General features: G+C 66.4%; 16 protein-coding genes. 13 read left to right on the top strand and 3 right to left on the bottom strand.

Annotated elements, in window-relative coordinates:
* Positions 1-15: 15 nt before the first annotated feature.
* The 4 genes from ABIA70_RS03225 (at position 16) to ABIA70_RS03210 (ending at position 4,887) form a co-directional block, all read left to right on the top strand.
* Positions 16-1,539 carry an ATP-dependent DNA ligase gene (locus ABIA70_RS03225; RefSeq protein ID WP_354146583.1) on the top strand — a complete coding sequence of 508 codons (1,524 nt, stop codon included), beginning with the start codon at positions 16-18 and terminating at the stop codon, positions 1,537-1,539.
* A gap of 139 nt (positions 1,540-1,678) precedes the next feature.
* Positions 1,679-3,322 (top strand): LuxR C-terminal-related transcriptional regulator, encoded by a 1,644-nt coding sequence (locus ABIA70_RS03220; RefSeq protein WP_354146149.1) that lies wholly within the window; start codon positions 1,679-1,681, stop codon positions 3,320-3,322.
* A 105-nt stretch (positions 3,323-3,427) separates the two neighbouring features.
* Complete coding sequence (locus ABIA70_RS03215; protein ID WP_354146148.1) at positions 3,428-3,775, top strand: hypothetical protein; 348 nt, start codon at positions 3,428-3,430, stop codon at positions 3,773-3,775.
* Between the two features lie 2 nt (positions 3,776-3,777).
* On the top strand, positions 3,778-4,887 hold the full coding sequence (locus ABIA70_RS03210) for a flavin-containing monooxygenase (protein WP_354146147.1): 1,110 nt from the start codon (positions 3,778-3,780) through the stop codon (positions 4,885-4,887).
* Here ABIA70_RS03210 and ABIA70_RS03205 read toward each other — a convergent pair.
* A complete protein-coding gene (locus ABIA70_RS03205; protein WP_354146146.1) occupies positions 4,856-5,779 on the bottom strand; it encodes a DUF389 domain-containing protein in 924 nt (307 codons plus the stop codon). The two genes, ABIA70_RS03210 and ABIA70_RS03205, sit on opposite strands and share 32 nt — an antisense overlap.
* A gap of 365 nt (positions 5,780-6,144) precedes the next feature.
* Here ABIA70_RS03205 and guaB point away from each other — a divergent pair, with 365 nt between their 5' ends.
* Both guaB and ABIA70_RS03195 read left to right on the top strand, forming a co-directional pair.
* Positions 6,145-7,656 (top strand): IMP dehydrogenase, encoded by a 1,512-nt coding sequence (gene guaB / locus ABIA70_RS03200; protein ID WP_354146145.1) that lies wholly within the window; start codon positions 6,145-6,147, stop codon positions 7,654-7,656.
* A gap of 77 nt (positions 7,657-7,733) precedes the next feature.
* Positions 7,734-9,593 carry an ABC transporter ATP-binding protein gene (locus ABIA70_RS03195; protein ID WP_354146144.1) on the top strand — a complete coding sequence of 620 codons (1,860 nt, stop codon included), beginning with the start codon at positions 7,734-7,736 and terminating at the stop codon, positions 9,591-9,593.
* Here the strand turns inward: ABIA70_RS03195 and ABIA70_RS03190 are convergent.
* Positions 9,579-10,199, bottom strand: coding sequence for a hypothetical protein (locus ABIA70_RS03190; protein WP_354146143.1), 621 nt, complete (start codon positions 10,197-10,199; stop codon positions 9,579-9,581). The genes ABIA70_RS03195 and ABIA70_RS03190 overlap by 15 nt on opposite strands.
* Before the next feature lie 56 nt (positions 10,200-10,255).
* Between ABIA70_RS03190 and ABIA70_RS03185 the strand changes: the two genes are divergently transcribed.
* The 7 genes from ABIA70_RS03185 (at position 10,256) to ABIA70_RS03155 (ending at position 21,105) form a co-directional block, all read left to right on the top strand.
* A complete protein-coding gene (locus ABIA70_RS03185) occupies positions 10,256-11,392 on the top strand; it encodes a GuaB3 family IMP dehydrogenase-related protein (RefSeq protein WP_354146142.1) in 1,137 nt (378 codons plus the stop codon).
* Between the two features lie 90 nt (positions 11,393-11,482).
* Positions 11,483-13,222, top strand: a complete 1,740-nt coding sequence (locus tag ABIA70_RS03180) for a glycerol-3-phosphate dehydrogenase/oxidase (RefSeq protein ID WP_354146141.1) — start codon at positions 11,483-11,485, stop codon at positions 13,220-13,222.
* Between the two features lie 62 nt (positions 13,223-13,284).
* Positions 13,285-13,773: a PTS sugar transporter subunit IIA gene (locus ABIA70_RS03175; protein WP_354146140.1), complete on the top strand. Its 489-nt coding sequence runs from the start codon at positions 13,285-13,287 to the stop codon at positions 13,771-13,773.
* Positions 13,774-13,844: 71 nt separating this feature from the next.
* Positions 13,845-14,696 carry an SURF1 family protein gene (locus tag ABIA70_RS03170; protein WP_354146139.1) on the top strand — a complete coding sequence of 284 codons (852 nt, stop codon included), beginning with the start codon at positions 13,845-13,847 and terminating at the stop codon, positions 14,694-14,696.
* Entirely contained in the window at positions 14,693-15,193 is a 501-nt protein-coding gene (locus ABIA70_RS03165; RefSeq protein WP_354146138.1) for a DUF3817 domain-containing protein, read from the top strand. The genes ABIA70_RS03170 and ABIA70_RS03165 overlap by 4 nt, the downstream gene beginning before the upstream one ends.
* A 76-nt stretch (positions 15,194-15,269) precedes the next feature.
* The gene (gene guaA, locus ABIA70_RS03160; RefSeq protein WP_354146137.1) at positions 15,270-16,859 is read left to right on the top strand and encodes a glutamine-hydrolyzing GMP synthase; all 1,590 of its coding nucleotides are present in this window, start codon (positions 15,270-15,272) and stop codon (positions 16,857-16,859) included.
* Positions 16,860-16,986: 127 nt separating this feature from the next.
* Positions 16,987-21,105, top strand: a complete 4,119-nt coding sequence (locus ABIA70_RS03155) for an AAA family ATPase (protein WP_354146136.1) — start codon at positions 16,987-16,989, stop codon at positions 21,103-21,105.
* Between the two features lie 49 nt (positions 21,106-21,154).
* Here ABIA70_RS03155 and cpaB read toward each other — a convergent pair whose 3' ends face one another.
* On the bottom strand, positions 21,155-21,886 hold the full coding sequence (cpaB, locus tag ABIA70_RS03150) for a Flp pilus assembly protein CpaB (RefSeq protein WP_354146135.1): 732 nt from the start codon (positions 21,884-21,886) through the stop codon (positions 21,155-21,157).
* Positions 21,887-21,968: the final 82 nt, after the last annotated feature.

Here is a 21,968-nt window from a genome sequence, read left to right as displayed (position 1 = left end):
TGGCAGACTGGTGCCATGCTGCTCGACGAGCTCGTGAGAACCTCGGATGCCGTCGCGTCCACCCGCTCCCGGCTCGCCAAGGTCGAGGCACTGGCCGACCTCCTGCGCAGGCTCGAGCCCTCGGACATCGCCACCGCCGTCGGCCTGCTCACCGCCAAGCCGCGGCAGGGCCGGGTAGGGGTCGGGTGGCGCGGCATGGCGGCGGCCATGGGGGAGCCGGCCGCCGAGCCCAGCCTGACTGTCACTGACCTCGACGCTGCACTGGACCGCCTGCTCCTGCCCACAGGGGCTGGATCGGCAGCCGAGCGCGCCGCAACACTTCGGCTGCTCACGGCGGCAGCCACCGAGGGCGAGCAGGCATTCATAGCCGGCGTGCTGCTCGGTGAACTCCGTACCGGTGCGCTTGAAGGCGTGCTGACCGATGCCGTCGCACGCGCAGCCGACCGGCCCGTCGAGGCCGTGCGCCGCGCGGCGATGCTCTCGGGCGATCTCGGCGGGACGGCACTGCTGGCGATCACGGGCACCCCGGCCCAGCTTGACGCCGTCGGCCTCGTGGTGGGCCGTCCCGTGCAGCCGATGCTCGCCTCGACCGCGGCCAGCGCCAGCGCCGCGCTGGAAGCCACGGGTGAGGCCTCGGTGGAATACAAGCTCGACGGGGCGCGCATCCAGGTGCATCGCGTGGGTGACGATGTGCGCATCTACACACGCACCCTGGCCGACGTGACCCACCGGCTACCCGAAGTGGTGCAGGTGGTGCGCGGACTGCCGGTGCGCGATGTCATCCTCGACGGCGAGACCCTCGCCCTCGACGAGGACGGCGGACCGCGGCCGTTCCAGGACACCATGTCGCGGTTCGGGGCGGATGTGGCCCGAACCACGGTGCTGCATCCTTGGTTTTTTGACGTGCTGCACATCGATGGGCGGGACCTGCTCGACGAGCCGCTGTCGACGCGCATCGGTGTGCTCGAACGCATCGCCCCCGAACTCCGGATCCCGGGGGAGATCACGGCGGATGCGGCGGTGGCCGAGGCAGTCGCGCGCGACGCGCTGGCCGCAGGCCATGAGGGCGTGGTCGTGAAAGCGGTCGGATCTGCCTACGCCGCCGGCCGGCGCGGTTCCAACTGGATCAAGGTGAAGCCGGTGCTCACCTACGACCTGGTGGTGCTCGCCTGCGAGTGGGGGTCCGGGCGTCGCACCGGGCTGCTGTCGAACCTGCACCTGGGAGCCCTGGACCCGGCCGGGGAGTTCGGCGAACCCGGGGGCTACGTGATGGTGGGCAAGACGTTCAAAGGCCTCACTGACGAGCTGCTGCGCTGGCAGACCCAGCGGTTCCAGGAAATTGAGGTGAGGCGCACGGCCGGCACAGTCCGGGTTGAGCCTGTCACCGTCGTCGAAATAGCGATCGACGGCGTTCAGCGATCCACCCGCTATCCCGGCGGAATCGCCCTGCGGTTCGCACGCGTCAAGCGCTACCGCGACGATAAGACGGCGGCGGAGGCCGACACTATCCAGACGCTGCGCGCGCTGCTGCGTTCGTAGCCGGACGCGGCGCAATCCTTCGGATCCGGCCGGTTGTGGACGGCGTGCGGCGGGCGTACCGTGACGCTTAAGTACCGTAACGGCCAGCGCGTGACGGCGACGAAGCCGGCCGGGCAGGCCGTCTGGCGAGGAGGCCGGTATGTCCACTGAAGCGGGCATTGATGAAGGCAGGGCCGCGTTCCGGGAACACCGCTGGACCGACGCCTTCAGAAGCTACACCGATGCTGACAGGCTCGGCGGCCTTCCCGCTGCCGACCTGGAGCAGCTGGCCACAGCCGAGATCCTGACCGGCAACACCCCAGCGGGCGTGGATACCCTGACACGGGCCCACGAGGAATACCTTGTGCTTGGCGACGTCGCGGGCGCGGCCAGGTGTGCCGGTTGGATCGGGATGCAGTTGATGAACCTCGGCGACGCGGCTCCGGCCGGAGGCTGGTTTGCCCGTGGGCAGCGGCTCGCGGATGAACTGCCCGAACCCGACGCCGTGCAGGGATTCCTGCTGGTCCCGGCAGGGCTGGGCAAACTCTTTGGCGGCGATCCTGCCGGCGCCAGGGAGGTCTTCTCCCAGGCTGCCGAGTTTGGCCGGAGATTCCAGGACAAAGACCTTTCCGCGCTGTCCCTTCTCGGCACCGGCCAGGCCACCCTCATGTTGGGGAGCGCGGACGAGGCGCTGCGGATGTTCGACGAGGCCATGGTGGCCGTGACATCGGGGGAAGTGTCCCCAATCCCCTCCGGCATCATCTACTGCGCGGTCATTGGCAATTGCCACCTGGCCTTCGACCTGCAGCGGGCACTGGAATGGACGGTGGCCTTGGACCGCTGGTGTACGGACCGCCCCGATATGGTGTCGTTCAGTGGCCAGTGCCAGCACCATCGCGCCGAGCTCTTCCGGCTCCACGGCGCCTGGACCGAAGCGTTGGGGGCAGCTGCCGTGGCCCAGGCACTCTTCGCCAAGGGCGATCCCCAGGCGGGATACGGCGGGTACTACGAGCAGGGTGAAATCCAGCGGCTCACCGGCAGGCTGGATGACGCCGAGTCCTCCTACCGCCAGGCTGCCCGAAGCGGCTACGATCCGCAGCCTGGGCTTGCCCTCCTTTTGCTGGCCCGTGGAGAGGCCACGCAGGCCCAATCAATGATCCGCAGGGCGGCCAGCGAAGAAGACGGGGCCACCCGCAGGCATCTGCTGCCGGCAATGGTGGAGATTGAGCTGGCCGCAGGTGATCTGAAGGCGGCGGTCCGGGGTGCCGCCGAGCTGGAATCCTTTGCCAGGGAGAACCCCAAACCCATGGTCCGGGCGGAAGCAGGCCAGGCTGACGGCGCGGTCCGGCTGGCCGGGGATGATCCTGCCGCGGCTTCGCAGTCACTGCGGCAGGCCTGGAGGCTGTGGCAGCAGCTGGGCGTTCCGTACGAAGCCGCACGGTGCCGGGTGCTGATCGGGCTCGCCTGCCGTGCCCTTGGCGATGAGGCCTCCGCCCTGATGGATTTTGAGGCAGCACATGCAGGGTTCCTCGAACTTGGAGCGGCACCGGCCGCCGCGTGGGCGGCGTCCCTGATGCAGGCCAGCGCCGACGACGCCGGATCCGCGGCGGGGCCCCTGACCCCACGGGAAACCGAAGTGCTGCGGCTGGTGGCATCAGGGAAAGGAAACCGTGCCATAGCGGCCGAGCTCTACCTCAGCGAAAAGACCGTGGCGCGCCACGTCAGCAATATCTTCCTCAAGCTCGGGCTGTCCTCCAGGGCAGCTGCCACCAGCTACGCCTATCAGCACGGGCTCGCCGGTTAGGCGCTGTGCACGTCGGGGCTGCATAAAAATACCCACGCAACCCCCGGACAGAATTACATGTTTTGGCCGACGCGGAGCCTGGCACCGCGCCCGTAGCCTCAAAACATGAACCTTCCACTGCTTGCCGGAACCCTCTCGACAGTCCTCTTTGCCCTGGGCATGCTGCCGATGCTTCTCAAAGCTGCGCGCACCAAGGACCTGGCGTCCTACAGCCTGGGCAACCTGGTGCTGAGCAACGTGGCCAACGCCGTGCACTCCATTTATGTCTTCAACCTTCCCGCCGGTCCCATCTGGGCCCTCCATCTGGCCTACGTCCTGGCTTCCGGGCTGATGCTGGCCTGGTGGGTGCGGTACAGGGAGCCTGGAGCGGCCGGCACGCATGGCAGGCGCGGGGACGGGGAGGCAGCGGAAGGTCCATCCCTGAAAATCCACGTGAATCACAAAGGAGCATAACGATGAACCACGATGATCTGACCGGCAGGCTGGACACGCTGGTCATTGGTGGAGGACAGGCCGGTTTGGCCATCGGCTTTTACCTCAAAGAGCAGGAGCGGAACTTCCTGATCCTGGATGCGAACCAGAGGATCGGGGATGCGTGGCGGAAGCGGTGGGACTCCCTCCGGCTGTTCACGCCCGCCAAGTATGACGGACTGCCTGGCGCGCCCTTCCCCGGGGATCCGTTGTCCTTCCCGTCAAAGGACGCGCTGGCTGCATATCTTGAGGGATACGCGGCGAGGTTTGACCTTCCTGTACAGACCGGGGTGCCGGTGGAGCGCTTGTGGCGCGACGGCGACCGTTACATAGTCAACTCCGGCGGCAATCGCTGGGAAGCCCGGAACGTCGTGGTGGCGACAGGCTCCACCCAAGTGCCCGAAGTGCCCAGCTTTGCAGGTGAACTGGCGGACTCAGTGGTCCAGCTGCACTCCAGCCAGTACCGGAACCCAGGGCAGTTGCAGGAGGGGCCGGTATTGGTTGTCGGGATGGGGAACTCGGGAGCGGAGATCGCCATCGAAGTCAGCAGGACCCTCCACACTACGCAGGTGGCCGGCAGGCCCGCCGGCGAGATTCCGGTGAAACACGGGCGGACAGCGGCACGCTACGCCTTCCCGGTGGTCCGTTTCCTCGGTCTGCATGTACTGACTCTTGGTACACCGATCGGACGCAAAGTGGTTCCGGCGCTGAAAGCGCATGCAGAACCCTTGGTCAGGACGAAGACCAAGGACCTCGCTGCCGCTGGCGTGCAGGTCGTGCCGAGGGTCACCGGGGTAGCCGACGGCATGCCCGTCGTGGCGGACGGGACCCGCCTCGAGGTCTCCAACGTGATCTGGTGCACCGGATTCCGGGAGGAATTCAGTTGGATCGATCCGGCCCTCCTCGACGCCGGCGCAATGCCCCGGCAGTGGCGCGGTGTGGCTCTTGATTCGCCCGGGCTGTTCTTCCTGGGACAACGGTTCCTGTACGCGGAGGTGTCGGACACCCTTCCGGGGCTCGGCCGCGATGCCCGTTACCTGGCTTCGAAGATTCCCGTCCCGGTCACCCGCGGGTCCGCCGTAGCTGCCACCTGAGCTGCCGCGCGGTTGCCTCGGGCAGCCTTTTGGAGACCACGCGGTAGAAGAGGAGGACAGCCACGGCGGCCACAACGATGCCGACGAGGTTCAGCAGCAGCTGGAACGCCGAGCCCGCCGCCTTCTGGAACTCGCCCAACACCAACGCCACTGACACGAATCCGGCCGCCGGGACGGTGGTGACCGAAATAAAGACGCCGATGAGCGCCGCCGAACGGCGGCTGATGACCGAAAGCATCCCGGCGGCGCCGGCCAGGACAGCGACGATCAGTGAATACGGTCCCGGATGGTAGATGAACTCGACGGCGGAACCGGTGCCCAGGACATCGGCGGGAAAGAGCCCGAGCGGGACTGACAGCCACGCAGTCAGGGCCGCCAGCAACATCGCCACGGGGAATCCGACAGCCAGGGCGACGGCGGCCCTCCGCCCGAGCTGCCAGTCACCCCGGGCCAGGGCCACGGCCAGTGCAGCGAGGGGGCCGAACTCCGGTCCCACGGCCATCGCCCCTACGATGGCGATCGTGGAATTGGTCACGATGCCGATGGCAGCCAGCTGCGTGGCAAGAACCAGGAAGGCCAGGTAGCTCCACGTAAGCCGGGAGTCCTCGCCGGTCTGGCTGGTGACCTCGTCCCAGATCAGCGCGTCGGCACCGTCTCCGGGGGCAGAGGACTCCGCCTTGTCCGCGCGCCGGGACAAGACGAGGTCGGGCATCGAAATGACGATGGACCCCACATCCTGGACCTTCAGGACATCGAGCTTCTCGAGAAGTGCCTCCACCGATTCCCTGGCAATTTGGATCTCGATGACATCGCCGGCCGGCTCCACGGACGCTCCGGCAAAGAACGCTGCTTCCGCCGTTCCCGTGTGGTCCCGGCACGCCTTCAGCGTCACCGCCGACAACTCTTCGGGCACACAAATCCGCAGCTGGACTATCACTCCGGCTCCCTTCCCTGGTTGTGGCCAGCATAGTTTGTGCACATGGCGCGTGATTCCCGTCTTTGAGGCGCGGCTGCCGGCGGCCACGGGGAAAGCCGACCCGGGGCGGCCGGATTGGGCGTGCCGTTGCTCACACCGGCCACCCGGAATAGGGGGATCGGCCGCGAGGTTCTAATATTTACTCAACGCTTTGACGCATGCATCCCATGTTTTGAGCAACCGACTTGATAAGGCCCTGCACGGACCAGTCCCGTAATGACGGGCTGGTCATTAGCTGCAACCCCTACCCGTGACCAGTAACCAAGGTAAGAGGCGCACTCATGACCCAGCCCGAGCACAATCCTTTCGGCTTCATCGGCCTGACCTACGACGACGTCCTGCTCCTCCCGGGCCACACGGACGTCATCCCCTCCGACGCCGACACGTCCTCGCGGATCTCCAAGCGGATCACGGTCCACACCCCGCTGCTGTCCGCGGCCATGGACACTGTCACCGAGTCCCGGATGGCCATCGCCATGGCACGCCAGGGAGGCCTCGGCGTGATCCACCGCAACCTGTCCATCCAGGACCAGGCGGACCAGGTGGACCGGGTCAAGCGCAGTGAGTCCGGCATGATCACCAACCCGCTGACCATCGGCCCTGAGGCCACGCTGGCGGAACTGGATGAGATCTGCTCGCAGTACCGGGTCTCCGGCCTGCCCGTCGTGGATGAAGGCATGCGTCTCCTGGGCATCGTCACCAACAGGGACACCCGCTTTGTCCCGGAGGCGGACTTCCCCCTGCGGCTGGTCAGCGACGTCATGACCAAGATGCCGCTGGTCACCGGCCACGTGGGCATCAGCCGCGAGGAAGCCTCCCACAAGCTGGCCACGAACAAGATCGAAAAGCTGCCGCTCGTTGATGATCAGGGCCGGCTTAAGGGCCTCATCACCACCAAGGATTTCACGAAGGCGGAGCAGTACCCGCTGGCCACCAAGGACGACGAAGGCAGGCTCCGCGTGGGCGCAGCCATTGGGTTCTTCGGTGACGGCTGGGAACGCGCCATGGCCCTCATCGACGCCGGCGTCGACGCCCTGTTCGTCGACACCGCCAACGGCCACTCCCAGGGCGTGCTGGACATGATCCGCCGCCTGAAGTCGGACCCCGTGGCGGCCCACGTGGACATCATCGGCGGCCAGGCCGCCACCCGCGAAGGTGCCCAGGCGCTGATCGACGCCGGTGCCGACGGCATCAAGGTCGGCGTCGGCCCGGGTTCCATCTGCACCACCCGTGTTGTGGCCGGCGTCGGCGTGCCGCAGATTACCGCCATCTACGAGTCCGCCAAGGCAGCCATCCCGGCCGGCGTTCCGCTGATCGCCGACGGCGGACTGCAGTACTCGGGCGACATCGGCAAGGCCCTAGTCGCCGGCGCCGACACCGTGATGCTGGGTTCCCTGCTGGCCGGGTGCGACGAGTCGCCGGGCGAGCTGATCTTTGTGAACGGAAAGCAGTTCAAGAGCTACCGGGGCATGGGCTCGCTGGGCGCCATGCAGTCCCGTGGCAAGAACACGTCCTACTCCAAGGACCGCTACTTCCAGGCAGATGTCTCCGGTGATGACAAGCTCATCCCCGAGGGCATCGAAGGCCGCGTTGCCTACCGCGGCCCGCTCGCGTCCGTGGCGTACCAGCTCGTGGGCGGCCTCCGCCAGACCATGTTCTACACCGGCGCTCCCACCATCCCCGAGCTCAAGGTCCGCGGCAAGTTTGTCCGGATCACTCCGGCAGGGCTCAAGGAGTCCCACCCGCACGACATCCAGATGACGGTGGAGGCTCCGAACTACGGTTCGCGCTAAAATTTTCAATAGAGACAGGCCGCGGGGAACAGTCCCCGCGGCCTGTCTGCTTCTTTCCGCGGGACTAGGCTGAATCCATGTCCGAACCACGCCACCCGGCCGAACTGAGCCCCAAGAGGGATGCTCAACGGCGTCTGGCGCTCAGACCCTACGCCCGAGCGGTCGCGCAGGTTCTGCGCGTCAGCTTCCGGGCCTCGCCGGCCGCCGTCGTCATGAAGGTTGTGGGGTCCCTGATCTCGGCGCTGCTCCCGCTGGTCACCACCTACTTCGCGGCACTGACCACCACGGCACTCGCTGCCGCGTACTCAGGGGACGCCGCCGCCGGCCAGCAGGCCATCGTCTACGTCATCATCACCGCTGCCCTTGGCCTGTTCTGGGGAGCCTTCAGCAGCGTGGACCGCTATATCCAGCAGCTCATGAGCTTCAAGGTGGGCGCCATAGTCGGCGACCAGATGTACGAGCGCTTCCTGGCTCTGGAGTTCTGGCGTTACGACGATAAAGAGACCGTGGACCTGTACGACCGGGCCAAACGGTTCTCCGATTCCTACGCCAGGGTCCTGGACCGCATCGCCGCGATCTTCACGCAGCTGGTCTCGGTGATCCTGGCGATCGGTGCCCTGCTGCTGGTCAGCTGGTGGATCGCGGTCATCGTCCTGATCGCAATCGTGCCCAGCGTCTACCTGCAGTTCAAGCTCTCCCGGGAACAGATCGCGCACTGGAACACGCAGGTGGATTCGCGCCGGCAACGCCGGATGATCGAAACGAACCTGCTCCGCCCGCAGCACATCGCCGAAATGCGCCTCTACGGGATCGTGGGTTATCTGATGGACTTCCGGTCCCGGCTGCGGGACGCTGACGAGCGCCGGCGCCTGGACTTCCAGAAGCGCTATATCCCCAAACAGCTGGCCGCCGACGCGCTGCAGTACGGCGCCGAAGTGGTCTCGCTGATCTGGGTTGTGGGGCAGATCATCGCCAGGGCCCAGCCGGTCGGCCAGTTCCTGTACGTCCAGCAGATCGTCAGCCGCGCCCTGTCCACAGCCAACAACCTGGTGTCGTCGCTGAGTTCCATCGATGAGGACCTGGCGAACCTCAAGGACTACGAAGTGTTCATGGCGCTGCCCGTCCACTCCCGCCACGCCCCGCCGCTCCTGCAGTCCCCCAGGAATGTTGAGCTCAGGGACATCCGCTTCACCTATACAGGCAGCGACGTCGAGGTGATCCGGGGGATCAGCATGACCATCCGCGAGGGGCAGCACATCGCCATCGTGGGGGAGAACGGTGCCGGGAAATCCACCCTGATCAGGATCCTGGCCGGGCTGTACGCCCCGGATTCCGGGCAGGTAATGCTCGACGGCGTCGATCTCGCCGCCGTCGATGTCAGCTCCTGGCACCGCCACCTGGCGGTCCTGAGTCAGGAGTTCCTGAAGTATGAGTTTGCTACTGCGGCGGACAACATCCGCTTCGGCGACGTTGATTCGCCACGGGACGATGACCGGATCCGGAAGGCCGCGGCCGATGCCGAGGCACTGGATTTCATCAACAAGCTCCCCAACGGCCTGGACAACCACGTCAGCAACTGGATGGAAGACCCGCGCGGACGCAAGGGGAGCGGGCTGTCCGGCGGCCAATGGCAACGCCTGGCCATGGCCCGGAACTTCTACCGGAATGCCGAATTCATGGTGATGGACGAGCCGACGTCGGCCATCGACGCGCTCGCCGAGCACCGGATCTTCACCCGGCTCTTCGCCGACCGCAGCAGTACGATTATCGCCATCAGCCACCGCCTGGCCACCATCGAAAAGGCGGACATCGTCTACATGCTCGAAGACGGACAGATCGTGGAACAGGGCAGCCACAAGGAACTCGTCGCCCTGCGCGGCCGCTACTTCCGGATGTTCGAGTCCCAGCTGAGCATTGAGGAATCAGAGGGGGTCTGACGCCGGTACCACCACAGTGGTGCAGACCCTCGCCAGGCTGGGCCGCGGCGGGACGCTGCTGAACCCGAAAGTCACCCCTGGCCGGATGTGGGCGAGCGCTCCGGCGTCAACCCCCTCCCAACTGACGACGGCGGAGCTGATGTGGTGCAGATCGCTCACCCCGTAATACTCGAGCCTGCCGCTGCCGGCTGTTCCCGATGTGCGGGCCCCCGGGCTGAGCATGGCGGCCACCGGACTGATTGCGCGCAGCCAGGCGGTGTGCACCGCAAGGCGCCGCGGCACTGCCTTCAGGGCGCTGCCCAGGAGGGTCCGGCCGCCTATGCCGGCGCGCAGTCGGAAGGGTCCGGCGTCGACCGTCAGAAGCCCTTCCGCCAGGAGCGCGTTCACATCCACCACGGTGACCTCGTCAAAGCTGTAAGTGGCGGAAATAAAGCCGGCCACCTCCTCCGTGGGGGCGAGCAGCAGCCGCTGCCCTGACGGAAGCTGGACCATGACGTCGGCAAAGGACCCGAAGGGGGATCGCTGCCAGACGCCCACGACGGCCCGGAGTCCTGTGGCGGTGCCGATGCCGGCAATGTGCCCGTCGAAGATCCAGCGTGTACCCATTGAGCCACTGTAGCCACGGTCCCGGGGGACCGGCGCCGCTGGGATAACCTAGAGCAGTGACTTACGAGATCGAGATCGGCCGTGGCAAGCGTGGGCGTCGTGCCTACTCCCTGGATGACATTGCGATTGTCCCCAACCGTCGTACCCGCGACCCCAAGGACGTATCTGTCTCCTGGCAGATCGATGCTTACAGGTTCGACATGCCGGTGATTGCCGCTCCGATGGATTCGGCCATGTCCCCGGAGACGGCCATCTCCCTGGGCCGGCTCGGCGGGCTGGGCGTGCTGGACCTGGAAGGCCTCTGGACCCGGTATGAGGATCCGCAGCCTGTCCTGGACGAAATCGGCGCCCTCAAGGACGAAACCAACAGCCCCGCAGTGACAGGCCGGATGCAGGAGCTTTACCGCGCCCCCATCCAGCCGGAACTGATCACCTCCCGCCTTGCCGAAATCCGAGCCGCCGGGGTAACCGTCGCGGGGTCATTGACCCCACAGCGCACCCAGGAACACTACAAGACCGTGGTGGCCGCCGGCGTCGACATCTTTGTCATCCGCGGGACCACCGTCTCAGCCGAGCACGTCTCGAAGGACCACGAGCCGCTGAACCTCAAACAGTTCATCTACGAACTGGACGTGCCTGTGATCGTGGGCGGCGCGGCCGGCTACACCCCGGCGCTGCACCTGATGCGGACCGGCGCCGCCGGCGTCCTGGTCGGCTTCGGCGGTGGAGCCACCACCACCACGCGCCGGGCCCTGGGCATCCACTCGCCCATGGCCTCGGCAATCTCGGACGTCGCCGCTGCCCGCCGCGACTACATGGATGAATCCGGCGGACGGTACGTCCATGTCATCGCCGACGGCGGCATGGGAACCTCCGGCGACATCGTCAAGGCAATCGCCATGGGCGCCGACGCCGTCATGCTGGGCAGTGCCCTCGCCCGGGCGGAAGAGGCGCCGGGCAAGGGCTGGCACTGGGGCCAGGAGGCCCACCACCTGGAACTGCCCCGGGGGGACAGGGCCAACGTCGGCACCGTAGGGCCCCTCGAAGAGGTTCTGTTCGGCCCGGGCCACCACACCAACGGCACTTCCAACCTGATCGGTGCCCTTCGCCGGTCGATGGCCACCACCGGGTACTCGGACCTCAAGGAATTCCAGCGCGTAGACGTCGTGGTCTCGCCCTATTCGGGTAACTGACGCTCCACGGCGCGCAGCCGCATGCTCAACCGTGCGGCAACGAAGTAGGGTGGTTTTTACGACCGGTAGCAGCGGCAACGGAGGCGTTCGATGAGCAGTGTTCCAAACCAACGCGGGGCCCTGGGCCCCGAGGCGCGGCAAGCATCCATTGCCCGGCTCAAGGCAACCGCCCTGCCTGGCAAGGAACTGGACATCCTCATCGTGGGCGGCGGAATTGTCGGCACCGGCGCGGCACTGGATGCCGTGACACGCGGCCTCAGTGTGGGAATCGTGGAGGCCAGCGACTGGGCGGCAGGGACCTCGTCCCGGTCGTCCAAACTGATCCACGGCGGGCTCCGCTACCTTGAAATGCTGGATTTCGGGCTGGTCAAGGAGGCGCTGCACGAGCGCGGACTGCTGCTCTCCGAACTCGCCCCGCACCTGGCCCGTCCCGTGCCTTTCCTGTATCCGCTCACCAAACCGTTCCTCGAGCGGCCCTACGTCGGGGCCGGCATCGCACTGTATGACCTGCTGTCCATCTCCGGCGGCCACAGCCGCGGCGTGCCGTTCCACAAGCACCTCAGCCGGCGGGGCACGCTCAGGGCCGCTCCCAGCCTGAAAAAGGACGCCTTCGTGGGCTCCATCCGCTACTACGACGGCCAGGTGGACGACGCCAAGTACGTGGCCAACCTCGTCCGGACCGCAGCCCACTACGGGGCCCATGCGGTGAACCAGATGGCAGTGGTGAGTTTCCTCCGTGAAGGCGAGCGCGTAGTCGGAGCGAAGGTGGTCGATCACGAGGACGGTTCGCAGTTCAACGTCAGGGCCAAACAGGTCATCAACGCCACCGGGGTGTGGACTGATGAAACCCAGGCCATGGTCACAGACCGCGGCCAACTGAAGGTTCGGGCGTCCAAGGGCATCCATCTGGTGGTTCCCCGGGACCGGTTCCAGTCCACGGTGGGGCTGATCCTCCGCACTGAAAAGTCCGTGCTGTTCGTCATCCCGTGGGGCCGGCACTGGATCATCGGCACCACAGACACCGACTGGAACCTTGATAAAGCCCACCCGGCGGCTTCCAGCAAGGACATCGACTACATCCTTGACCACGTCAACCAGGTCCTCAAGCGCCCGCTGACCAGGGAGGACGTTGAAGGCGTCTACGCAGGCCTGCGCCCGCTGCTGGCCGGCGAGAACGACTCCACCGCCAAGCTTTCCCGCGAGCATATCGTCGCTCACCCCGTGCCGGGCCTGGTGGTGGTGGCCGGCGGCAAGTGGACCACCTACCGGGTCATGGCCAAAGACGCCGTCGACGAGGCCACCCGAACCATGGACGAGCGCGTCCCGCCGAGCTGCACGGAAACCATTCCGCTGCTCGGCGCCAGCGGCTTCAAGGCTGCGTGGAACCGCAGGAACCGGACCGCCGAAGAGTCGGGAGTGCATGTGGCACGGGTGGAACACCTGCTCAACCGCTACGGCTCCATGACGCCGGAGGTGCTGGACATCATCGCCCGCGATCCTGCCCTGGCCGAGCCGCTCCCGGGTGCCGACGACTACCTGCAGGCCGAGGCTGTCTACGCCGCAACCCACGAAGGCGCCAGGCATGTCTCTGACGTACTGACCCGCAGGACACGCATCTCCATCGAATCCTGGGACCGCGGTGTCACGGCGGTGCCGGTGGTCGCTAAACTGATGGGTGAAGTCCTTGGCTGGAGCGACGAACAGCGCGAACGCGAAATAACCCACTACATTGCGCGGGTTGAAGCCGAACGGCTGAGCCAGCAGCAGCCGGACGACGAATCAGCTGACGCCGCGCGCCTCGGTGTGGATGACATCGTCCCCCTGCGCTGAAGGGCTGCCCGGCTGAAGGGCTGCGCGCACCAGCACTTCTCTCCTGACTGAAGGGACTCGCCTTGGCGGAACCACTTGACCGGTACGATGCCGAACTCACCACCCCCGAGATGGTGATCCTGGAACTGGAGGCATCGGACAAGGCGGACGCTGCCAGGCAGCTCGCAGAACGTCTCTACGCCGCCGGCCGGGTCACGGACCTGCCCGGATTCCTGGCGCACGTCAACGCGCGCGAGCACCAGCTTGCCACCGGCCTGCCGGGAGGCATCGGCCTGCCCCACGCCCGCAGCGAATTCGTCTCAAGGACCTCCATCGCGGTGGGGATCACCAAGTACGGGCACGCACTGGATTTTGGGGCCACCGACGGCCCGGCCACCGTCATTCTCCTGATCGCCACCCCTGCAAGCTCGTTTTCCGACCACCTGGAAGTGCTCGCCACGCTGGCCCGCTCGCTGTCCAAGGAGTCCTTCCGGGAGTCGCTGCGGCGCGCTTACGATGCCGAAGTCATCGCTGAGCTCATTAACTCCAGCCTGGTGTTCTTCGACCATTAACGGCGCCCTGGGTGCTGCTCTCGGCACCCTGCGTTTAGTTGTTCTACAGCGGAACGAAGTACGGTTAAGACGTGTGGAAAACAGCCCTTAAGCCCCGATGGATCGCAGGCCTGGTCTTCGCGATCCTCATCTCCGGGGTGTTTGTCCTGCTCAGCCAGTGGCAGTTCGGGCGGTCCACGCAACCCGAACTCCCGGCCAACCCGGCCACCGAGCAGGCCAAGGCACTCACGGATACTCTCCAGCCGGGCGCGTTCTTCCCGGGTTCGGTGGCCGACCAGATGGTCACCGCGGAGGGATCCTACGATCCCGCCAGGCAGGTTCTGGTTCCGGACCGGCTGAAGAACGGCAAAAGCGGCTACTGGGTGGTTTCCGCCTTCGCCGTGACCGGAGCGCCGGCGCTCAGCGGCGTAGCCGCTACCGCCCAGACCTGGATCCCGGTGGCCCGCGGCTGGGTGGCCGATCCCGCCGACGCCGGCGCACCGCCGTCGGGCGCAGTGAAACTCACCGGACGGCTGCTGCCCTCGGAGTCGCCGCTGCCGGGGACCTCACCGGAACCTGGGCTCGCCACCGCCGTATCGGTCGCCGAACTCATCAACTACTGGGACGTCAGCAGCTACCCGGGCTTCGTAGCTGCAACCGCCGAACTGGTGGACGGCTCCGACGTGAGTGCGGCTGCGGTCCCCGGGGTCCTGTTGCCGCTGGAAGTCGGACCCCAGCCGCCGGCCCAGCAGGTCAACTGGCTCAACCTCTTCTACTCGCTGGAGTGGGTGGTCTTCGCCGGCTTCGCACTGTTCATCTGGTGGCGGCTGGTGAAGGATGACTACCGGCGGGACCTGGAAGAAGAACTCGACGACGAAGCCCGCCACCAGCCGCATCCGCACCAATCAACTTCTGAACCGTCCCAACAAAAGGTAACGCCATGATCGAACCGAAACCGGCCATCCAGCCCGGTCCTGCGCAGGGTAAACCCAAGAAGCGCCGCTTCGGCGGCACAGAGCCGCAGATCCGCTCGGCCCTCAAGTTCTACAAGGTGATGGCCTACCTCACCGGTGGCATGCTGCTGCTGCTGTGCGCAGAGCTGGTTGCCCGTTATGGTTTCGGCCAGTACCTGTTCGCCGGCGGAACCAACGCCGTCACCGGCCAGCCGTTCGGCCTGGGGTTCGGCGACGCCGAGCCGCCGGGTGTGATCGGCGGCGCCAACATCTCGGTGGGCGTGCTGATTGTCCACGGCTGGATGTACGTGGTTTACCTGATCTCCAACTTCCGGCTGTGGACCCTGATGCGGTGGCCGTTCCTGAAGCTCATCCTGCTGGCACTGGGCGGCGTTGTGCCCTTCCTGTCGTTCATCGTGGAGAAGAAGTTCCACGCCGAGGTCGAAGCTGAACTCGCTGCCCACCCGCAGGCTGCCCAGCGGTACTGAGGGAAGCCGAGTCTGCTCCGTCACAGGGGCGGTCCGGAATGTGCGGCCTCGCTGTGCAGCCAAGTAGGCTAGTACGGTGACTACTCCCACTGCATCCCAGACTTCCCAGAAGCCGGTGCTGGTTGTTGACTACGGTGCCCAGTACGCGCAGCTGATTGCCCGCCGCGTCCGGGAAGCGAATGTGTATTCGGAAGTGGTTCCGCATACCTACTCCACCGAGCAACTCCTGGCCAAGAACCCCGCTGCCATCATCCTTTCCGGCGGTCCTGCCAGCGTCTACGCTGACGGCGCCCCGTCCGTCGGAGCCGACCTGTTCGAAGCCGGCGTCCCGGTCTTCGGCATCTGCTACGGCTTCCAGGCGATGGCCAACGCTCTGGGCGGGAAGGTCGACAAGACCGGCCTGCGCGAGTACGGCTCCACCCGGACCACCATCCTCGGCGAAGGCCGCTCGGTGCTTGAAGGAATGCCGCAGGCGCAGAACACCTGGATGAGCCACGGCGACTCAGTGCACGAGGCCCCCGAAGGCTTCGAAGTGCTCGCAACAACGGCCGGCGCGGAAGTGGCCGCCTTCGCCAACGAAGAGAAGTCCCTCTACGGCGTGCAGTGGCACCCGGAGGTCAAGCACTCCGCGTACGGTCAGCAGGTGCTGGAGAACTTCCTGTTCAAGGGCGCCAAGCTGGAGCCCAACTGGACCACGGGGAACATCCTCGAGGAGCAGGTTGACCGGATCCGCAAGCAGATCGGTGATGCCCGCGTTATTTGCGGCCTCTCCGGCGGCGTTGACTCCGCTGTTGCCGCGGCTTTGGTCCAGCGGGCCGTTGGTGACCAGCTGACCTGTGTGTTCGTTGACCACGGCCTGCTCCGCGAAGGCGAAGCCGAGCAGGTGGAACGCGACTTCGTGGCCGCCACCGGCGTCAAACTCTATGTGGCAAACGAGCAGGAACGCTTTCTGTCTGCCCTGGCCGGTGTCAGCGATCCCGAAACCAAGCGCAAGATCATCGGCCGCGAGTTCATCCGCGCGTTCGAAGAGGCAGAACTCGCCATCATCGCTGAGGCTGCGGCCCACGGCGAGAAGATTAAGTTCCTGGTCCAGGGCACCCTGTACCCGGACGTGGTCGAATCCGGCGGCGGCGAAGGTGCGGCAAACATCAAGAGCCACCACAACGTGGGCGGCCTGCCCGAGGACCTGCAGTTCGAGCTGGTGGAACCCCTGCGTGCACTGTTCAAGGACGAGGTCCGGGCCGTGGGCGCACAGCTTGGCCTGCCGCAGGAAATTGTCGGACGCCAGCCGTTCCCGGGCCCCGGCCTGGGAATCCGGATCGTTGGTGACATCACCCAGGAACGCCTTGACCTGCTCCGGAAGGCCGATGCCATTGCCCGCGCCGAGCTGACTGCAGCCGGACTGGACAACGAGGTCTGGCAGATGCCGGTGGTCCTGCTGGCCGATGTCCGGAGCGTCGGGGTCCAGGGCGACGGGCGTACGTACGGGCACCCGATCGTGCTCCGTCCCGTATCCTCCGAGGACGCCATGACAGCGGACTGGTCCAGGCTCCCTTACGATCTGCTGGCCCGGATCTCCAACCGCATCACCAACGAGGTGGACGGCGTCAACAGGGTTGTGCTGGACGTGACCAGCAAGCCGCCGGGCACCATCGAGTGGGAATAGCAGCGTGAGTGGCCGGTTTCCGTCAGCGGAGACCGGCCACTGTTTTTTATCCTTTGAATCCCCCTATTTACCGCGCACCAGTGTTGCGGTCGCTCATCCGGGCGTCTTTGCGGCTACTCTCGAAAGCATGCCGGTATGGTCCAGGGCGTCACGCGCAAGCGCAGAAAAGAAGGCAGTAGTGTCAGTTGGTCAAGGCCACCCGGAGGGTTCTGAGGAATTTGGAAAGTGGCTGTCCGGGCTCAAACCCGTCACCGGGGCAGACACCATGCTTCGATTCACCAAGACCCCCGAAGGTTCCATCGACCTGACCCACGCGCACCCGTCGGGTCTGGCCCAGCTGATGGCGGGCCGCCGCACCCGGCTGTCCACCCTGATCCGCGACCACCAGCAGTATGTGGTCGCCGCCCGGGCATCGCGGAACATCCGCTCGAAGATCTTCGAACTGTCGAATGACCGGGGCATTGACGCCGGGTACCTCTCTGCAGGCACGGTGGTGTGGACCTCCGCGGTGGGCGGCAAGCCCCAGCGGGTTTCCTCCCCGGTCATGCTCACCGCCATCTCGCTGACCGTCCGGCCGGGCGAAGACGACTACGAACTGCAGCTCACTGAGCAGGCCCACATCAACCCTGCCCTGGTCCGCCACCTGAAGAACGTGCACGGCATTGTCTTTGACGTCAACGCCGTCACCCGCTTGGCCTATAGCACGGCGCGCTTCGATCCCCAGCCTGTCCTGGACAGGCTCGCCACCCTCATCAGGCCCATCCACGGCGCCGAAGCCCAGCACAACCTGCTGGTGTCCACTTTCGCCGATCTCTCCGGCAACCTGGATGATCCCTGGATCAACGAGTCCAACCCGCTGGTGGCTGCGCTGGCCAGGAGCGGAAACGGGGAAGTCCTTGACGTGGACGAGCCGGACGCTTCCCGTTTCCCCGGCGTGGACAAGCGCCACCCGGCTGATGAACTCCTTCTGCTCGACGCTGACCCGGACCAGCAGTATGTCATCGATGCCGCGGGTGCCGGTGAGTCGCTGGTGGTCAGCAGCCCGCCGGGCACGGGGCAGACGCAGACCGCCATCAACACCATCGGTGCCTTAGTGGACGCGGGACGGTCGGTACTGGTAGTCGGTGACCGCCGGGCCAGCCTGAACGAGGTTTCCGCGCAACTCGAATCGCTTGGCCTGGAATCCATCCTGTTCCAGCTCTCCGGCACCGCGACACCGCAACAGCTCAAGGCCCAGCTGGTGCGGGCCATCGTGCGGAACGAGAAATCCCTCGAACCGCAGCTGGGGAACCTGCACAAGACCCTTACCGAGCACCGGCACGCCCTTATGGACCACGTGGCGTCGCTGCACAACGTGCGCCAGCGTTGGGGATGCTCGCCCTACCAGGCCATGCAGTCACTGGCTGAGCTGACCTCCATCCACCCCGCGCCCGCCACCACGGTAAGGCTCAAGCGGAGTGTCCTGGACAGCATCCGTGACCGCAACGAACTCGCGGGCCGGCTCAAGCGGGCCGCCGAGCTTGGCAGCTTCAGCCGGGCGTCCACCACCAGCCCGTGGCACGGGGCCCGGCTGCTGACCCGGAAGGAGACCGAAGAGGCGCAGGAGCTGTCCCGCTCGGTCGCGAAGAACCTGCCGGCCCTGCGCGAGAAGATGAACAGCGTGGCCGAACACGCGGAGATCCGCCTGGGGACTTCCTTCGCCGAATGGGGCGAGCAGCTTGAACTCCTGATGGCCGTCCGCGAAAGCCTGGACAAGTTCACTCCCGATATCTTCGACAGGCCTGTCCACGATCTCATTTCGGCCACTGCATCCTCCGCCTGGCGCCGTGAGCGGAACGTCGACATGGCTTCCATGCAGCGCTCCCGGCTTCGCAGGGTAGCCAAGGAGTATGTCCGCCCGGGCGTGCACATCGCCGACCTCCACAGCTCCCTGGTGCTCGTCCAGGAGCAGCGCGCCCTCTGGTCCGGCTACGCCACTTCCCAGCGCCACCCTGCCGTTCCCTCGGGCCTGGCCGAAATGAACGCGATGTACCGTTCGCTGGACGGGGAGCTGAGCCAGCTGGGTGACGCGCTCCGGCATACGGCGGCCGGAGGATCGCTGGCCACTGCCCGCTATGAGGACCTCATGGAGCGGCTTGAGCGGCTTGTGGCAGACACCCACACACTGAAGACCCTCCCCGAGCGCACGCTCCTGGTGGAGAACATGCGTGAACACGGGCTGGGCGAACTCCTGGCCGATCTTGCCGACCGCGAGGTTCCCGCCGAGTCCGTGGCCGCTGAACTGGAGCTTGCCTGGTGGCAGTCGGCACTGGAAGCCATGATCAGCGGCGACGACTACCTGGCCATGTCCGACGGCGACGCCCTCCGGCAGCTGGAGGCCGAATACCGGCTCGCTGACAACGCCCACATCGCCAGCGGCGCGGCACGCCTCCGCTGGGACCTCGCCGGGCGGTGGCAGGCCGCCCTGGCCGAACACCCGCGCCAGGCCCAGCTGCTGCGGAGCCTGCTCAAGGACGGCAGGGTCACCCTCGCCGCGCTGACTGCCCAGGCCCCGGAGCTTGTGACCAAGCTCGTTCCCGTCTGGTCCGTGAGCCCTTATCTCATGACAGGGCTCCTGCCGGCGGAACAGCGCTTCGATGCAGTGGTCATCCTGGATGCCGAGGCTACCTCCCTGCAGGCTGTGCTGCCCTCCATCGCCCGCGCAAAACAGGTCATCGCTTTCGGTGACGCCAAGATTGCCAGCCCCCGGACCTTCACGGTAGGCGTGGAGCGCCTGGCGGCCGGAGAAACGGCCCACCAGCGCGTCGAGAGCGCCTTCTCGGCACTTGCTTCCGTGCTGCCCGTCTGGCGGCTCAACTTTGTCTACCGGGCCGTGGACGAGGACCTGGTCCTGCAGCTCAGCAAGAACCATTACGACGGCGGCCTTCGCCGTCTCCCGGAGGGGCAGTCGGCAACGGGTCTGGACCGTGCCCTGCTGGTGGAATACCTGCCCGACGGGACAGGCCTGCCCAGCGCTGACCATGAAGGCGTCGAATCCGTGGTGGCGGAGGTCAACAAGGTTGTGCAGCTGGTCTTCGAGCACGCGCGGACGCATTCCCGCACCTCGCTGGCCGTGGTCACGGCCAGCCTGCGTCACGCTGCCCGGATCGGTGAGGCCATCCGGCTTCAGCTGCCGAACCACCCGAACCTGGCCAGTTTCTTCAGCGCAGGACCTGAGTCGTTCCGGGTGGTTGACCTCGAACGGGCCCAGGGCCTGGTCCGGGACCACGTCATCTTTTCGCCCGGCTTCGGACGTACCCCGCACGGCCGTGCGCTGCACAACTTCGGCCCGCTCTCTGCCGAGGGTGGGCGGGAGAAATTTGCGCTGGCCATGACGCGGGCCCGGCGCTCCCTCCACGTTCTGACCTGCTTCCAGCCGGAAGACCTGGATCACACCCGACTCGCTCACGGCGCCGTCGATTTCTATGAGCTCCTGAACCGTGAGATTGCGGGCAAGACCGACCTCGGAACGCCGGCCTCCCGGGCAGCGGCCAGTGAGCAGGCACTCGGCGCAGACCCGCTTGTTGCGGACCTGGGCGACCGGCTGCGCGCCCGGGGTGCACGCGTTTGGCACCAGTACGACGGCGTTATCGATGTGGTTGCCGCAGCAGACCCGCTGAGCACCATGGGCCAGGACGATGCCGAGATCCCACGGCCGGTGGCGATCGAATCGGATGGCACAGAGGAGTACCGGACCATGAGCGTCCGCGAGCGGAGCCGGCTCCGCCCGCAACTCCTGGAACGGCTGGGCTGGCGGTATATGCCGCTGTGGACCATCGAAGTCTTCACGGACCCGTCCGCCTGCGCCGACAGGATAGGCGCCTACCTGGGACTTGAGAACGTTTTGCTGCCGGGCCGGACGGCAGCAGCCGGTTTCTTCGACGAGGACGTGGACTCCCTTGCGCTGGGGACCACCGGACCCGAAGACACGGAAAGCCAGGCGGCCAAGAACAGGAACGAGTACCGGGCCGGAAGCCCGGAGAGCAAGGAGGCGGTTGTTGTGAACCCGCAGAACGCCGGTCAGCCGGATCAGGAGCAGGAGCCTGAGGACCTTGAGCAGGAGGCAGCGCCGGGTCAGCAGCAAGCGGGCGCCGCCGGCATCCTGCCTAACAAGGCTGCCGAAGATGACCCGAGGCGCTGGGGCGATGCCCCGGACGATGATCACGATGAGTGGTTGAAGGAAAACAAGCCGCCGCATTGGGGCTGAGCGACAGCCCTGTTGAGCGGCGGCCGGCCGGAGGGTCCGCGGCCGCACCCTAGGGCCCCACCAGCACGAAGAACAGCTTTCCCTGGGTTGAGGCGCCCGCAAGGCGGGCGGACTGCTCCGGCGATGCCGCCACAACAATCAGCCCTTCCGTCTCACCGGTACCGAGCCATTCCCCCGTTTTGCCGCCATGGCCCGATGTCCATAGGACCGGAATGGCGGAGGCCAGCACCTCAGGCGGGGATTGTTGGTCGTAACCATGGGAACCGGTCAGCACCACGTTCACCAGCTGCCCCGGGGATACCAGCTGGATCGAGGACGGGTCCGCCATCCGCAGGGGCACGGCGGCGGAGCCCGGGGGAGTGCCGGCCAGGAGGCCTGGCCCCAGCAGCTGGGAGTCGGCCAGCAGTTGGCCCTTCCGCAACGGGGCTGCCAGCTGCTTGCCGGCCGCCTCGCTGCTGTCGGCCAGGGAACCGGCGGTGATCAGCCGCTGGGGGATCGGCGTTGCCACCAGATCGGCGGCCGCCAGAGCCGTGCCTGCGGGAAGGTCCCGCGCCGCGGCGAGGACGGTCTCGGTGTCCGCGGGCGGGGGAGTGAGCTGGTGGACTGTTATTCCGGCGGCAAGGCAAAGCAGGAGAGCAATCGCAAGACGCCGGTTCCGGCTGAGCCAGGACGACAGCCGGTGGCCGCTACGGCGGCCTGTGCGGATCGATGGCAGCGGGCGCCTGGGCTGTCGACCGGGCGCGGCTGATCCGCGGCTTCGATGGAAGAGGGTAGCGGGCATGGAAACCACGCTACGCAGGCGGAACTAAGCCCAACAGGCGCAAAGGTTCCTATGTGGACAACAGGGCTGCCGGCGTCGGACG

It is taken from the genome of Arthrobacter sp. 754 (genome assembly GCF_040548695.1).
GTDB lineage: Bacteria > Actinomycetota > Actinomycetes > Actinomycetales > Micrococcaceae > Arthrobacter.
This window is presented reverse-complemented; position numbering and strand designations above follow the sequence as displayed.

Excerpts from the sequence above, each read along its gene's own strand:
- ABIA70_RS03195 (WP_354146144.1), top strand. The coding sequence starts at position 7,734 with ATGTCCGAACCACGCCACCCGGCCGAACTGAGCCCCAAGAGGGATGCT.
- ABIA70_RS03180 (WP_354146141.1), top strand. The coding sequence starts at position 11,483 with ATGAGCAGTGTTCCAAACCAACGCGGGGCCCTGGGCCCCGAGGCGCGG.
- ABIA70_RS03210 (WP_354146147.1), top strand. The coding sequence starts at position 3,778 with ATGAACCACGATGATCTGACCGGCAGGCTGGACACGCTGGTCATTGGT.
- ABIA70_RS03165 (WP_354146138.1), top strand. The coding sequence starts at position 14,693 with ATGATCGAACCGAAACCGGCCATCCAGCCCGGTCCTGCGCAGGGTAAA.
- ABIA70_RS03225 (WP_354146583.1), top strand. The coding sequence starts at position 16 with ATGCTGCTCGACGAGCTCGTGAGAACCTCGGATGCCGTCGCGTCCACC.
- ABIA70_RS03190 (WP_354146143.1), bottom strand. The coding sequence starts at position 10,199 with ATGGGTACACGCTGGATCTTCGACGGGCACATTGCCGGCATCGGCACC.
- ABIA70_RS03220 (WP_354146149.1), top strand. The coding sequence starts at position 1,679 with ATGTCCACTGAAGCGGGCATTGATGAAGGCAGGGCCGCGTTCCGGGAA.
- guaB (WP_354146145.1), top strand. The coding sequence starts at position 6,145 with ATGACCCAGCCCGAGCACAATCCTTTCGGCTTCATCGGCCTGACCTAC.
- cpaB (WP_354146135.1), bottom strand. The coding sequence starts at position 21,886 with ATGCCCGCTACCCTCTTCCATCGAAGCCGCGGATCAGCCGCGCCCGGT.
- ABIA70_RS03155 (WP_354146136.1), top strand. The coding sequence starts at position 16,987 with ATGCCGGTATGGTCCAGGGCGTCACGCGCAAGCGCAGAAAAGAAGGCA.
- ABIA70_RS03215 (WP_354146148.1), top strand. The coding sequence starts at position 3,428 with ATGAACCTTCCACTGCTTGCCGGAACCCTCTCGACAGTCCTCTTTGCC.